This is a genomic window from Microbacterium sp. Soil_C_42, assembly GCF_057656735.1.
Genome location: NZ_JBDGJU010000024.1, coordinates 23,709 through 37,077 on the forward strand (window position 1 = coordinate 23,709; position 13,369 = coordinate 37,077).

14 protein-coding genes are annotated in these 13,369 nt (G+C 71.5%); 5 read left to right on the top strand and 9 right to left on the bottom strand.

All coding sequences use genetic code 11. The features are described 5' to 3' along the window. Window positions 1-36: 36 nt before the first annotated feature. Window positions 37-795 carry an NUDIX hydrolase gene (locus tag AC3A46_RS13705; RefSeq protein ID WP_487665684.1) on the top strand — a complete coding sequence of 253 codons (759 nt, stop codon included), beginning with the start codon at window positions 37-39 and terminating at the stop codon, window positions 793-795. Window positions 796-805: 10 nt separating this feature from the next. Here AC3A46_RS13705 and metX read toward each other — a convergent pair whose 3' ends face one another. After that, window positions 806-2,011: a homoserine O-acetyltransferase MetX gene (metX, locus tag AC3A46_RS13710; protein WP_487665685.1), complete on the bottom strand. Its 1,206-nt coding sequence runs from the start codon at window positions 2,009-2,011 to the stop codon at window positions 806-808. 117 nt (window positions 2,012-2,128) lie between these two features. Next, window positions 2,129-3,451, bottom strand: coding sequence for a bifunctional o-acetylhomoserine/o-acetylserine sulfhydrylase (locus AC3A46_RS13715; RefSeq protein ID WP_487665686.1), 1,323 nt, complete (start codon window positions 3,449-3,451; stop codon window positions 2,129-2,131). Between the two features lie 169 nt (window positions 3,452-3,620). On the opposite strand from AC3A46_RS13715, the gene AC3A46_RS13720 reads away from it, so the two are divergent. The 4 genes from AC3A46_RS13720 to AC3A46_RS13735 are packed head-to-tail and all read left to right on the top strand — an operon-like array spanning window position 3,621 to window position 6,617. Further along, window positions 3,621-4,409, top strand: a complete 789-nt coding sequence (locus AC3A46_RS13720) for an SDR family oxidoreductase (protein WP_487665687.1) — start codon at window positions 3,621-3,623, stop codon at window positions 4,407-4,409. After that, window positions 4,406-5,275: a metal-dependent hydrolase gene (locus tag AC3A46_RS13725; protein ID WP_487665688.1), complete on the top strand. Its 870-nt coding sequence runs from the start codon at window positions 4,406-4,408 to the stop codon at window positions 5,273-5,275. The genes AC3A46_RS13720 and AC3A46_RS13725 overlap by 4 nt, the downstream gene beginning before the upstream one ends. A 1-nt stretch (window position 5,276) precedes the next feature. Further along, window positions 5,277-5,969 carry a uracil-DNA glycosylase gene (locus tag AC3A46_RS13730; RefSeq protein ID WP_487665689.1) on the top strand — a complete coding sequence of 231 codons (693 nt, stop codon included), beginning with the start codon at window positions 5,277-5,279 and terminating at the stop codon, window positions 5,967-5,969. 36 nt (window positions 5,970-6,005) lie between these two features. Then, window positions 6,006-6,617 (top strand): N-acetyltransferase family protein, encoded by a 612-nt coding sequence (locus tag AC3A46_RS13735; protein ID WP_487665690.1) that lies wholly within the window; start codon window positions 6,006-6,008, stop codon window positions 6,615-6,617. A gap of 3 nt (window positions 6,618-6,620) precedes the next feature. Here AC3A46_RS13735 and AC3A46_RS13740 read toward each other — a convergent pair whose 3' ends face one another. The 7 genes from AC3A46_RS13740 to AC3A46_RS13770 form a co-directional block, all read right to left on the bottom strand. Further along, window positions 6,621-7,040 (bottom strand): hypothetical protein, encoded by a 420-nt coding sequence (locus tag AC3A46_RS13740; protein ID WP_487665691.1) that lies wholly within the window; start codon window positions 7,038-7,040, stop codon window positions 6,621-6,623. Then, the gene (locus AC3A46_RS13745; protein WP_487665692.1) at window positions 7,018-8,088 is read right to left on the bottom strand and encodes a M4 family metallopeptidase; all 1,071 of its coding nucleotides are present in this window, start codon (window positions 8,086-8,088) and stop codon (window positions 7,018-7,020) included. The genes AC3A46_RS13740 and AC3A46_RS13745 overlap by 23 nt, the downstream gene beginning before the upstream one ends. Window positions 8,089-8,398: 310 nt before the next feature. Then, entirely contained in the window at window positions 8,399-9,184 is a 786-nt protein-coding gene (locus AC3A46_RS13750; RefSeq protein ID WP_487665720.1) for an ABC transporter ATP-binding protein, read from the bottom strand. A 5-nt stretch (window positions 9,185-9,189) separates the two neighbouring features. Beyond that, a complete protein-coding gene (locus AC3A46_RS13755; RefSeq protein ID WP_487665693.1) occupies window positions 9,190-9,978 on the bottom strand; it encodes an ATP-binding cassette domain-containing protein in 789 nt (262 codons plus the stop codon). Then, window positions 9,975-10,877, bottom strand: coding sequence for an ABC transporter permease (locus AC3A46_RS13760; RefSeq protein ID WP_487665694.1), 903 nt, complete (start codon window positions 10,875-10,877; stop codon window positions 9,975-9,977). The genes AC3A46_RS13755 and AC3A46_RS13760 overlap by 4 nt, the downstream gene beginning before the upstream one ends. Further along, window positions 10,874-11,824: an ABC transporter permease gene (locus AC3A46_RS13765; protein ID WP_487665695.1), complete on the bottom strand. Its 951-nt coding sequence runs from the start codon at window positions 11,822-11,824 to the stop codon at window positions 10,874-10,876. Before AC3A46_RS13765 ends, AC3A46_RS13760 begins: the two co-directional genes overlap by 4 nt. Further along, a complete protein-coding gene (locus AC3A46_RS13770; RefSeq protein ID WP_487665696.1) occupies window positions 11,821-13,335 on the bottom strand; it encodes an ABC transporter substrate-binding protein in 1,515 nt (504 codons plus the stop codon). The genes AC3A46_RS13765 and AC3A46_RS13770 overlap by 4 nt, the downstream gene beginning before the upstream one ends. Between the last annotated feature and the right edge of the window lie 34 nt (window positions 13,336-13,369).

Below are 13,369 nucleotides of genomic sequence, written 5' to 3' on the forward strand. Positions count from 1 at the left end.
CGCGCCGCGGGCTGCGGCGATGGATAGAGTGTGCGGATGCCGGAACCGACGTCGTCCTCCGACCGCGCCCTGCAGGCGCTGAGCGACTCGATCGGCGGCGCTCGCACGCGCCGCCGTGAGGACGCCATCGACCCGGCCATCCCCGTCGCCGCCACCGTCGTGCTGCTGCGCGACGCCGGGGACGGGCTCGAGGTGCTGATGCTCGAGCGGCCGGACCGCGGGTCGTTCGCCGGTGCGTGGGTGTTCCCCGGCGGCAAGCTCGAAGACGCCGACCGGGACGCCGACGGCGATCCGGAGGAGGCCGTGGCCCGTCGCGCCGGCGTGCGCGAGACGCACGAGGAGACCGGGCTCGCACTCGACGTGGACGCGCTCGTGACGCTGTCGTGCTGGGACCCGCCGCCGGGGCTCGCGCTGCGCATCCGCACGTGGTTCTTCGTCGCACCGGCCGCGGCAGGCCCCATCACGCTGTCGGCCGACGAGGCTGTGGCCGCCCAGTGGCTGCGCCCCGCCGACGCGCTCGCGCGACACGGGCGCGGCCGGTTGACGCTGTATCCGCCGACGTGGGTGACCCTGCACGGCCTGGCCGAGCACCCCGATGTCGACTCCGTGGTCGGGGCCGCGCGCCTCCGCGGCGTCGAGCGCTTCGAGACGGTCGCGCGCCGCGGTGGCGCGGGCCCGCTGCTCATGTGGCAGGGAGACGACGAATGGGAGGCGGACGCCGAGGGCGCAGCATCCGGTTCCCGTCATCGCCTCGAGATCGGCGCCCTGCCGTGGCGCTACGAGCGCACGGACTGAGACCCGAGGATCAGGCTTCGAGCAGCCGCCGCAGGTGCGCCCCGACGGCGTTCGTCTCGATGAGGAACCCGTCGTGGCCGAAGTCGCTCGACAGCACCACGGCGCGATCCCCGTCGAGCGTGCTGCGGATGCCGCGCGCGATGCGGTGCTGACCGTCGATGGGGAACAGGCGGTCGCTGTCGATGCCGAGCACCAGGGCCTTGGCGGTGATCAGGGCGAGGGCGTCCTCGACGCCGCCGCGATCGCGGCCGACGTCGTGCGAGTTCATCGCCTCGACGAGCGTGATGTACGAGTTCGCGTCGAAGCGGCGCGTGAACTTGTTGCCGTGGAAGTCGAGGTAGGACTCGACGGCGAAGCGCCCGCCATGCCCGAGCGGGCTCACGCCGGATTGCCACGTGCGCTGGAAGCGCTGGTTGAGCTCGGTGGGGGAGCGGTAGTTGAGCAGCGCCATCCGCCGGGCGAGCGCGAGGCCGCGGTTCGGACCGTCGCCGTCACCCGCGTCGTAGTACTCGCCGCCCTGGAACCGCGGATCGATGCGGATCGCCTCGAGCTGCACCGAGTTGAGCGCGACCTGGTCGGCCGTGTTGACGGGCGGCGACGACAGGATGCCGACGCGCTCCACGCGGTCGGGGAGCATGACGGACCACTCGAGCGCGTGCATGCCGCCCATCGATCCGCCGACGACGGCGGCCCACACGTCGATGCCCAGGGCGTCGGCCAGGCGCACCTGCGCGGCGACCTGGTCGCGGATCGTCAGGTACGGGAAGCGCGACGCCCACTCGTAGCCGTCGGGACCGATCGATGCGGGGCCCGTCGATCCCTGGCATCCGCCGAGCATGTTCGGGGCGACGACGAACCAGCGATCGGTGTCGATGGGCGCGCCGGGGCCGACGATGTCGTCCCACCAGCCCGAGGTCGGATGCCCCGCGCCGGCCGGCCCGCGCACGTGGCTGTCGCCGGTGAGGGCGTGCAGCACGAGCACGGCGTTGTCGCGCGCGGCGTTGAGCTCGCCCCAGGTCTCGTAGGCGAGGCGGTACGCGGGAAGCTCGCGGCCGCCCTCGGTGTGGAACGCCCCGAACGCGGCGAAGTGGCGCTCGCCCACAGGATCGCCGTCGCGCCACGCGCCGGTCGCCGGAGGGCGGCCCAGCAGCAGGCGCGCGTCGGCCTCCGTCACGGGTGCGCTCGGCACCGTGTCTTCGGAGGTCTGCCAGTCCATCCGTCCATTCTCGCCTGAGCATGCGCCTGCATGCTGTCTGTTACGGGTATGGGAATGACGGATGCCGTGTGCCGGCGCAGTGCGCAGGCACACGGCATCCGTGTCCCGAGGAGGGGGTCAGGCGCGAGCAGCCTCCGACACGCGGCGCGCCGCGGCCAGTGCCTGCTCGAGGTCGGCCTTGAGGTCGTCGATGTTCTCGAGACCCACCGACAGGCGCACGAGGCCCGGCGTGACACCGGTCGTGAGCTGCTGCTCGGGGGTGAGCTGCGAGTGCGTCGTCGACGCGGGGTGGATGACGAGCGAGCGCACGTCGCCGATGTTGGCGAGGTGGCTGAAGAGCGTCAGCGAGTTGACGAACTCGCGGCCCGCCTCGACGCCGCCCTTGAGCTCGAACGACAGCACCGCGCCGACGCCCTTCGGGGCGTATGCGTTGGCGGCCGCGTACCACGGCGACGTCGGCAGGCCCGAGTAGTTGACCGAGGCGACGTCGGAGTGGTTCTCGAGCCACTCGGCGATCTCCTGCGCGTTCTGGACGTGGCGCTCGACGCGCAGCGAGAGCGTCTCGATGCCCTGGATCAGCAGCCACGCGCTGTTGGGGGAGATCGCCGAGCCGAGGTCGCGCAGCAGCTGCACGCGCGCCTTGATGATGTAGGCGAGGCCGTCGCCGACCGCGGCCGTGTACGACGCGCCGTGGTACGAGGGGTCCGGGACGGTGAGGCCGGGGAACTTGTCGACGTTCTTCGACCACTCGAACGTGCCGCCGTCGACGATCACGCCGCCGATGGTCGTGCCGTGGCCGCCGAGGAACTTCGTGGCCGAGTGGACGATGATGTCGGCGCCGTGCTCGAACGGCTTGATGAGGTACGGGGTCGCGATCGTGTTGTCGACGATGAGCGGCACGCCGTTCTCGTGGGCGACGTCGGCGACGCCGCGGATGTCGAGCACGTTGATCTTCGGGTTGCCGATCGTCTCGCCGAAGAACAGCTTCGTGTTCGGGCGGACCGCGCGGCGCCACTCCTCGAGGTCGTCCTGGTTCTCGACGAACGTGACCTCGATGCCGAGCTTGGCGAGCGTGTACTTGAAGAGGTTGTAGGTGCCGCCGTAGATGGAGCTCGACGACACGATGTGGTCGCCCGCCTCGGCGATGTTGAGAACCGCGAACGTCGCCGCGGCCTGTCCGCTCGCGAGCAGCAGGGCGCCGGTGCCCCCCTCGAGCGCGGCGAGGCGCTCCTCGACGACGGCCTGCGTCGGGTTCTGGATGCGCGTGTAGATGTTGCCGAACTCGGCGAGCGCGAAGAGGTTGGCCGCGTGGTCGGCGTTGTCGAAGACGTACGACGTGGTCTGGTAGATCGGCGTCGCGCGAGCCTTGGTCACCGGGTCGGGCTGGGCCCCCGAGTGGATCTGCTTGGTCTCGAAACGCCAGTTCTCGGGTGCGGACATGGCCTGCTCCTGCGGGATCGGATGCCGGGAGCGTGCCCCCCAGCCGGGTTCGAGAGTACGGAGAACCCCGGGTTGTCAACAACGTGGGGGAAATGTGACGTAACGCAGTCGGGTCTCGCGAGTCCGGTCGGGCAGTGCCGCCGGGCGCGACGTGAGTAGCGTTGTGGTCATGGCGAACAGACGTGCAGTGGTGACCGGGGCGAGCTCGGGGATCGGCGAATCGGCGGTGCGGGCGCTGCGGGCGACCGGGTGGGACGTGGTGGGCGTCGCCCGACGCGCCGATCGGCTCGCCGCCCTGGAGGCGGAGACGGGTGCCGTCGCGTTCGCGGCAGACCTCACGGCCGGCACCGACGTCGAGGCGCTCGCCGCCTTCCTGGCGGACTCCGGCCCGGTGCACGCCCTCGTCCACGTGGCCGGCGGCGCACGCGGCACCGACCGCGTCGAGGACGGCCGCGTCGAAGACTGGCAGTGGATGTTCGACGTCAACGTGCTGTCGGCACAGCGGCTGGTCGCCGCCCTGCTGCCGCAGCTGCGGCGGGCAGCGGCATCCGACGGTCACGCCGACACGCTCTTCGTCACCTCCACCGCCGCGCAGACCGCGTACGCCGGCGGCGCCGGCTACAACGCCGCCAAGGCCGGTGAGGCGATGATCGCGCACGCGCTGCGGCTCGAGCTGAACGGCGAGCCGATCCGCGTGATCGAGGTCGCCCCGGGCATGGTGCGCACGCCGGAGTTCACCCTCAACCGCCTCGGCGGCGACAGTGCGGCGGCCGAGCGCGTGTACGACGGCGTCGAGAAGCCGCTCACCGCCGACGACGTGGCCGACGTCATCGCCTACGCGCTCAATGCACCCGGCCACGTCAACCTCGACCTCATCACCATGCGCCCGGTCGCGCAGTCGGCGCAGTTCCTCCTCGCGCGCGGTCCGCTGCGCGCGCGCGGCACGGAGGAGCTGTGACCCTCGCCGACGGCACCGTCGTCACCTATCCGGCCGGCGCCACCTCCTCCCGCGGCACAGTCGTCCACGTCACCGACGCCGGCGACGGGCGAACCGCCGTCGTCCTCGACGAGACCGCGTTCCACCCGGTCGACACCGCCTGGCCCGATCAACCCGCCGACCGCGGCACGCTGGGCGTGGGCGGCGCCGAGCTCGTCGTGGTCGACGCCGTCGTCGGCGCGACGCAGGGGGACGGGCTCCTGCTCGGCCCCGACGTCCCCGTGCGCACGGGCACCGAGGGCTGGACGTTCGTCGTCGCCCACCTCGTCGCGAACGGTGCCGCGGTGGCGGCGGGCGACACGGTGGACGTGACGGTGGATGCCGCCTACCGCGCCGCGCTCTCGGCAGGGCACACCGCCTGCCACCTGGCCTCCCTCGCCCTCGACGCGGCACTCGCCGACGCGTGGCGCAAGGACGCGCCCACCGATGCGCTCGGCGCCCCGGCCTTCGACGCCCTCGCGATCCAGCAGTCGCGGATCCTGCCGGACGGCTCTCGCGACGTCTACCGCATCGGCAAGTCGCTGCGGCGCAAGGGGTTCGATCCCGACGCGCTCGGCGACCTCGACGCCCTCGCGGCGCGGGTGGACGCGCAGCTCGCGGACTGGATCGCCGCGGGCGGCGCGGTGCGCATCGAGCGCGACGGCGACATGCTCGCCGACCGGCGCACCTGGGTGTGCGAACTGCCCGGCGCCGAAGCGAGGATCCCCTGCGGCGGCACGCATGTCACGTCTGTGCACGAGCTGTCGGCGGCGACCGTGGTGTTCACGTCCGCGACGGTCGAGGGGGGCCTCGAGCTCGTCATGACCACCACGGTGGAGCGCGCCTGAGATGGCGATGACCCTGCCCGAGCTCGCCGCCGCCGGCCTCATCGACCCGGAATGGTCGGCGCAGCTCGAACCCGTCGCCGCGGACATCGCGGCGCTCGACGAACGACTCCGGGCCGAGGTCGACGCCGGACGCCCGTATCTGCCGGCCGGCGACCGCGTGCTGCGGGCGTTCCAGCGCCCGCTTGCCGACGTGAAGGTGCTCATCGTCGGGCAGGACCCGTACCCCACGCCGGGGCATCCGATCGGGCTCTCGTTCGCGGTCGACGCGCATGTGCGACCGCTGCCGCGCAGCCTCGGGAACATCTACCAGGAGCTGGAGAGCGACCTCGGCATCCCGCGCGCGCCGCACGGCGACCTGTCGGCGTGGAGCGACCAGGGGGTCATGCTGCTGAACCGCGTGCTCACGGTCGCGCCGGGCGCGCCGGCATCCCATCGCGGCTGGGGCTGGGAGAAGGTGACCGAGCACGCCATCCGCACGCTCGTCGCGCGCGACCGGCCGCTCGTGGCGATCCTGTGGGGACGGGATGCCGCGAACCTGCGACCGCTCCTCGGCACGACGCCGATCATCGAATCGCCGCACCCGTCGCCGCTGTCGGCGAGCCGCGGGTTCTTCGGCTCGCGGCCGTTCTCGCGGTCGAACGAGCTGCTCGCCCAGCAGGGCGCCGACCCCGTCGACTGGCGCGTGCCCGCGTAGGGCCGCCGGCCGATCGCAGACATCGAGGAGGAGCTCATGCTCGAAGAGGAATACGACAAGGACCGCCGCAAGCTGCCGCGCCATCTGCAGCGACAGCCCGAGCCCGAGCGTCCGTTCTCGTTCACGATCCGTCCTGTCGAGGACCGGGACATCCCCGACATCCGCGAGATCTACAACTACTACGTCACCAACTCGGTCGTGACCTTCGACGAAGACGTGTGGTCGGTGGCGCAGTGGCGAAAGAAGCGCGACGGCCTCGCCAAGCAGGGGCTGCCCTTCCTCGTGGCGGAGTCGCCGTCGGGTCAGGTCCTCGGGTACGCGCTCGTGCAGCCCATGTCGAGCAAGTCCGCGTACCGGTTCTCGGTCGAGAACTCGATCTACCTCGGCCAGGCTGCGACCGGCAAGGGGCTCGGTCGCGCGTTGCTCGCAGCCCTCATCGAGGCGTGCGAGGCAGCCGGGATCCGGCAGATGGTCGCGGTGATCAGCGATAAGGGCGCCGAAGGGTCGGTCGCCCTGCACGAGAGGATGGGCTTCGTCGAGGTCGGCCGCATGGGCCGCGTCGGCTTCAAATTCGGCAGGTGGCTCGGGACGATCTACATGCAGAAGGCGCTCAAGCCGGCGAAGAAGAAGGGCCTCTTCGCGCGCTGAGCGTCAGCGGCCCGGCCGATCGGGGTCGGCACTGTGGCGGTTCCAGTCGCGCACGGCGTCGACGAGTTCGCGCCACGCGCCCACGACCTCGTCGTCGGGCAGCTCCGCCTCGAGGGGGCCGGTCCCCGACCACGTCGCGCGGATGAACCACACGAAACCGTCGGGCATCGGTTCGCGGCGCCGCGTCGCCGGGCGCGCGGGCGCGGCGACTAAGTCGTCGGAGGCCGCTCCTGCCGCGCCGCCCGCCTCGCTCCACGGGCAGCGGTCGATGAGGGTGATCCACTCGGACGCCTCTGCCTCGGGCGGCTGCGCCGACCACCGTCGCGTCATGCCGGCGATGCCGCCGGTGCGCGCGACATCGACCTCGACCGCGGGCGGTGCCGCGGAAGGTGCGGTCGGGTCAGGATGCGGCTTCTCGGTCATTCGGGATCACGCCGACGCCCGTCCACCCGGCGCGGACGGCGTCGACCTCCTCCGACTCCTCACCGTACTCCGCTGCCGCCGCGGCGAGGGTGGCACGTGCGAAGGTGATGAAATCGGCCGTGGACGGGAGCGTCCCCGACGTCAGGGCGCGGTACCAGATGAGCCCGGCGCGCTCCCACGCATGGCCGCCGAGCGCCTGCGCCGTGAGGTAGAACGCGTGATTGGGGATGCCGGAGTTGATGTGCACTCCGCCGTTGTCGTCGCGGGTCTCGACGTAGTCGCGCATGTGCGCGGGCTGCGGGTCCTTGCCGAGCACGTCGTCGTCGTACGCCGTGCCGGGGGCCTTGAGCGACCGCAGTGCGACGCCCTGGACGGCGTCGGTGAAGATCCCCTCGCCGATGAGCCACGTCGCCTCGGCGACCGTCTCCCCATCGCGGTGCTGCTCGGCCAGGGCGCCGAAGACATCGGCGATCGACTCGTTGATCGCGCCGGACTGGCCGCGGTACACGAGGCCCCCCTCGTCTTCGATCACGCCGTGCGCGAGCTCATGCGCGATCACGCTGAGCGACCGGGTGAACCCGCGGAACACCTCGCCGTCGCCGTCGCCGAAGACCATGCGCTCGCCGTTCCAGAACGCGTTGTCGTACTCGCGGCCGTAGTGCACGGTCGCCAGGAGCGAGCTGCCCGAGCCGTCGATGCTGTCGCGGGCGTAGGAGTCCCACCAGAAGTCGTACGTCGCGCCGAGCCCGTCGTGCGCCTCGTCGACGGCGGCGTCGCCCGTAGCCGGGTCGTCCTCGCCGCGCACCCGGGTACCCGGCAGCACTTCCCGGTGCTTCGCGTCGGAGATCTCGCGGTCGGGTGCGGGCGTCGCCTCGGCGACGAGCGTTCCCGGCTCCTGGATCGACAGGCGCAGGCGGGAGCGCACCGGACGGTACTCGCGCGGCGCCGCGAGGGTGCGGTGCGCCGCGTCGGCCGCCCGAGCCCAGTTCTCCTCCTGCACGGCGGCGATGCGGGCGAGCAGGTACGGGGGGACGATTCCGGGGCTCATGCTCCGAACCTACTGGCCGTCACCGACAGGGCGGGGTGCCGACGCACGCGCGCGCCACGCACCTCACGCGCACGGTTGTTCTGCTGGAGATGCTCCTGGGGATAAGGACGTCCCATCTCACCCCGGGGAGGAGTGGTCGCCGCATCACCCTGCGGTCGCGCGACGATCGCGGCATCCGTCGCCCGAGGATCTCTCGCGGGTCCTGACCCAGCGTCCTTATCCCCAGGACTGTTTCTCCCAGGACGGGTCGTTCGTCGCGAACCACCAGCGGGAGACCGGGAGCGGCCGGGACGAGGCGAGCCCTGCGCGACTACCTGCCGTTCTCGATGACAGGGATGGAGGCCAGCAGTCGCCGCGTGTACGAGACCTGCGGCTGCAGCAGCACCTTCTCGGTCGGGCCCTCCTCGACGATGCGGCCGTCCTTCATGACGACGACCTCGTCGCACAGGTTCTGCACGACGCCGATGTCGTGCGACACCATCAGGAGCGTCAGGCCGTCGCGCACGCGCAGCTCGCCGAGCAGCTCGAGGATCTGCGCCCGGACCGTGACGTCGAGCGCAGACAGCGGCTCGTCGCCCACGAGCAGACGGGGGCGGTGCACGATCGCGCGGGCGAGGGCGATGCGCTGCCGCTGGCCGCCCGAGAACTCGTGCGGGAAGCGGTCGGCCATGTCCGCCTCGAGGCCGACGTCCTCGAGCACCTCGCGCACGCGCGCGCGGCGGTCGCCGTCGATCCCCAGTGCCCACAGCGGCTCGCCGACGATGCGACCGACGCTCATGCGCGGGTCGAGCGACGCATACGGGTCCTGGAACACGATCCCCGTCTGCTTTCGCAGCCAGTGCAGCGACCGTGCCGAGGCGCTCGCGTCGACCGGTCGCCCGTCGAACTCGAGGGTGCCGGCGGAAGGGGTGTCGAGCGCCAGCAGCAGGCGGACGAGCGTCGACTTGCCGGAGCCCGATTCGCCGATGAGGCCGACCGCAGAGCCCTCGCGCACGTCGATGTCCGCGTCCTCGAGTCCCGTCGTGAACGCCTGCCTCTCGAACAGGCGCGTCTTCGGCGCGGGGTAGCGCCGGGTGAGCCCGCGGCCGCGGATCAGCACGCTCACTCCGCGCCCCCTGGCCGCCACAGCGTCGCCGTCGCGTCGCGCAGCAGCTCTTGAGTGACGGCGGATGCCGGAGCCGACAGCAGCTGAGACATCCGAGCCTCCTCGACGACACGTCCCTGCTCGAGCACCACGCCGTGCGTCGCGATCTGCGACAGCACGGCGAGGTCGTGAGTGATGAAGACGAGGGACATGCCGTCGTCGCGCACGAGCGACAGCAGCAGCTCGAGGATCTCGGCCTGGATCGTCACGTCCAGAGCCGTCGTCGGCTCGTCGGCGATCAGCAGCCGCGGACGGCAGGCGAGCGCCATCGCGATCGCGACGCGCTGGCGCTGGCCGCCTGACAGCTGATGGGGATAGCGAGCAACGATACGGTCCGGATCGGGGAGGGCGACACGGGATGCCTCGGCAACCGCGCGGGCGGCAGCATCCCGTTTCGAGAGCCCCTCGTGGATGCGGATCGACTCGGCGATCTGGCGTCCGACGGTGCGGATCGGGTTGAGCGCGGTGCGCGGCTCCTGGAAGACGATGCCGATCTCGTCGCCGCGGAGCTCGGCGAGCTCGCGCTCGGGCAGGGCCAGGATCTCTCGTCCGTTCCACCGCACGCTGCCCGACGCCGTCGCACCGTCGGGCAGGAGGCCCAGGATCGCGAGGGCGGTGAGCGACTTGCCCGACCCGGACTCGCCGATGAGTCCCACGCGGGCGCCATCGGGCACGGCGAACGACACCCCGTCCACGACACGGCGGTCGCCGATGTCGATCGTCAGGCCCTGCACCTCGAGGCTCACGAGACCACCTCCGGGATGTGCAGCCGTGCGCGCCGGGTCGCGAACGGACTGCGCGAGAGCGTCGGGTCGGTCGCCTCTCGGAGGGCGTCGCCGAGGAGGTTGAGCCCCAGCACGGTGATGGTGATGGCGAGACCCGGCCACACGACCGACAGCGGGTGCACTCCGATGAACTGCTGCAGCTGCGCGAGAAGCAGACCCCACGACGGCTCGGTCACCGGCGCGCCGAAGCCGAGGTACGACAGGCCGGCCTCCGCGAGCACCGCGACCGCCATGCCCCACGAGAGCTGCACGATGAACACCGGCGCGACGTTGGGAAGGAGGTGCCGCCAGAGGTTCTGGGCCGGCGTGAGGCCGGAGGCGCGTCCCGCCAGCACGAAGTCGCTGTGCAGAACGCGGCGCAGCTCGGGCCGCGTGACGCGGCCGATGTTGACACCGAAGCCTATGCCGACCGCCCAGATCACGACCCACAACGACCCGCCCCACACCGCCGAGATCATCATCGCGATGATGAGCACCGGGAATGCGATCAGGATGTCCACGAACACCGCTACGGATTCGCGCACCCAGCGCACGGTGAGGGCGCCGAGGGCCGCGAGGGAGATGCCGATCAGGGTCGCGATGACGCCGGCGCCGATCGCGACCAACACCGTGGTGCGGGCGCCGGCCATCAGGAGGCTCAGGATGTCGCGCCCCGATCCGTCGGTGCCGAGCAGGTGCGGCCAGCCGGGAAGAGCCCAGCGGTCGGCGATGTCGACCTTCTGCGGGTCGAACGGCGTCCAGAAGCGCGCGACGACCGCGGTGATCCCGACGACGGCGACCACGATGAGCCCGAAGCGGCCTGTCGACAGAGCCCACAGCCGGCCGAGCCACGCCCAGCGCGAACGACGCCGCGGGCTCACGATGCCTCCCGCTGCCGGGGGTCGATCACGCGGTGCACGAGGTCGACGACGAAGCCGACGATCAGCACGAACCCGGTGAGGGCGAGGAGCTCGCCCTGCACCTTCGGCAGGTCGCGCGCGGCGACGTCGGCCACGAGCATGCGGCCGATGCCGGGCAGGGAGAAGAGCTGCTCGATGACCACGGCGCCGACGATGATCCCGGCGACCTGCAGGCCCAGCACCGTGATGACCGACAGTCCGACGACGGGCAGGCCGTGGCGGAGCAGCGCCTGGTCGCGCGTGAGCCCCTTCGCGGCCGCGGTGCGCACGAAGTCCTGCCCGACCGCCTGCAGTGTCGCGCTGCGCACGAAACGCAGCAGCATGGCGCCCTCGACGATGCCGATCGTGAGGGCGGGGAGGATGAGGGCGCGCAGCGCCGCCCACGGGTCGCTCCACCCCGACCGCGGGAAGCCCTGCGCGGGCAGCCACCCGAGCCACACCGCGAAGACGACGACGAGCATCATGCCCGCCCACACCACGGGCACCGCGGCGAGGGTCTGCGCGCCGACGCTGAGTCCCGTGCCCGAGGCGCGGCCGCGCCGCATGGCCGAGAGCACGCCGAGCGGAACGCTGATCACCACGGCGATGAGGAGGGACAGGATGCCGAGGGGCACGGTCACCTCCGCCTTCTGGGCGAGCTCCTCCACGACGCTCGTGCCCGTGAGGAGGGAGGTGCCGAGGTCGCCGCGGAACAGTCCGCCGATCCAGGTCAGGTACTGCTCGGGGAGCGGGCGGTCCAGGCCCAGCCGCTCCCGGATGGCGTCCTGCTGCTCGGTCGTGGACCCGACACCGGCGATGAGGTGCGCGATGTCACCGGGGAGCACCCGGAGTGTGAGGAAGATCAGCACGCTGGCGACGACGAGCCCGAGCAGGAGCAGGGCGAATCGGGTCAGCGTGTACCGGATCACCCGTTGCTCTTGGCGATCTCGGCGACGTTCAGACGCTCGTTCACGTTGATCGAGGGCATACCGGCGATGTTAGTGCCGACGGCGACGACGGAGGCCCCGTTGTAGAGCCAGTCGGCCGCGGCGTCCTCCGACACGATGCGGGCGGCCTGCTTCCGCAGGTCTGCGGCTTCGGACTCGTCGGTGGCGGCCAGCGACTGGGCGTACAGGTCCTGCACCTCGGGGTTGTCGTAGGTGAAGTAGTAGTCCGGGTTCGCCCAGTTCTCGAAGTCGCGGGCCTCGGTGTGGAGCACGAAGCTCAGGTCGTAGTCGTGGTTCGTGTAGACATCGGTGAGCCACGTGGTGAAGTCGACCGAGTCCACGTCGAGGGTGATGCCGACCTCGTCGAGTTCCGACACGAGGATCTGCGGGATCGTCGTCGAGTAGAAGTTCGGGATGGTCAGGGTGAGCTCGAGGTCGTCCTCGTGACCGGCCTCCGCGAGAAGCTTCTTCGCGGCCTCCGGGTCGTACGGCGCGACGTCCGACAGGTCCTCGTAGCCGGGGTCGAGTTCGGGGATCGGGCCGTATTGGGTCTGCCCTGACGCGAGGGCCTCGATGATGGCGTCGTGGTCGATCGCCTGACGGATCGCCTGGCGCACGCGCTTGTCGGCGAGCGGACCGGAGGTCTGGTTGAACGCGAGCGTGCCCTTGTCCGTGGACTTGCCGAGCACGAGCGCGAAGTCGCCGTTCTGCTCGACCTGCTCCTTCAGATTCGCGTCGAAGCCCGTCAGTACGTCGACCTCGCCCGCGAGCGCCGCGTTGAGGGCGGCCTGGTTGTCGGGGATGTACTCGAACACGACCTCGGCGGCGCCGGACGCGTCGCCCCAGTAGGCGTCGTTGCGCTCGAAGGTGATGCTGTCGCCCTGGCGCCACTGGGTCAGCACGAACGGACCCGTGCCGTTCGCCTTGGTCTTGTAGTCGACGGTGTCGCCCTCCTTGAGGACGATGCCGGCGCGCCCGGTGAGGTTCCACAGCAGGCTCGAGTCGGGCTCGCTGAGGGTCAGCGTGATGTCCTGCCCCTCCGCGGCGATCGAGGTGACGTTCGCCAGGCGCGCCGCGTCGCGCCACGCCGGCGTGTCGCGGCGTGTCGTGAGCGACCACACGACGTCCTGCGGAGTCAGCGCCTGGCCGTCGTGGAACGTCACCCCCTCGCGCAGCGTGAAGGTGTAGGTGAGGCCGTCGGGCGAGACGGTCCAGTCGCTCGCGAGCGCGGGGACGATGTCCTGCTCGGGCGTGCGGGCGACGAGGCCCTGGTAGATGTTGTCGACGAGGATCTGGTCCAGCGCCGACCCCGCGGTCTCGCGGATGTCGAGGTTGCCGGGCTCGAGCACCAGCCGGACCGCGACCGACGCATCGGGGTCGGGTTCCCCGGGCGAGGTGGGCGCGGCGTCGCCCCCGCCACCGCTGCAGGCGGTGAGGACGAGCAGACCGGCGGCCAGCAGCGAGGCTGCGGCGAGAGCGGTACGACGGAGCATGAAGGTCCTTTCGGGGAGGGTCCCGTGTGCTGTG

Bases quoted from the DNA above. Each gene is read 5' to 3' on its own strand.
- AC3A46_RS13705 (WP_487665684.1), top strand. From the start codon at position 37: ATGCCGGAACCGACGTCGTCCTCCGACCGCGCCCTGCAGGCGCTGAGC.
- metX (WP_487665685.1), bottom strand. From the start codon at position 2,011: ATGGACTGGCAGACCTCCGAAGACACGGTGCCGAGCGCACCCGTGACG.
- AC3A46_RS13715 (WP_487665686.1), bottom strand. From the start codon at position 3,451: ATGTCCGCACCCGAGAACTGGCGTTTCGAGACCAAGCAGATCCACTCG.
- AC3A46_RS13720 (WP_487665687.1), top strand. From the start codon at position 3,621: ATGGCGAACAGACGTGCAGTGGTGACCGGGGCGAGCTCGGGGATCGGC.
- AC3A46_RS13730 (WP_487665689.1), top strand. From the start codon at position 5,277: ATGGCGATGACCCTGCCCGAGCTCGCCGCCGCCGGCCTCATCGACCCG.
- AC3A46_RS13735 (WP_487665690.1), top strand. From the start codon at position 6,006: ATGCTCGAAGAGGAATACGACAAGGACCGCCGCAAGCTGCCGCGCCAT.
- AC3A46_RS13740 (WP_487665691.1), bottom strand. From the start codon at position 7,040: ATGACCGAGAAGCCGCATCCTGACCCGACCGCACCTTCCGCGGCACCG.
- AC3A46_RS13745 (WP_487665692.1), bottom strand. From the start codon at position 8,088: ATGAGCCCCGGAATCGTCCCCCCGTACCTGCTCGCCCGCATCGCCGCC.
- AC3A46_RS13770 (WP_487665696.1), bottom strand. From the start codon at position 13,335: ATGCTCCGTCGTACCGCTCTCGCCGCAGCCTCGCTGCTGGCCGCCGGT.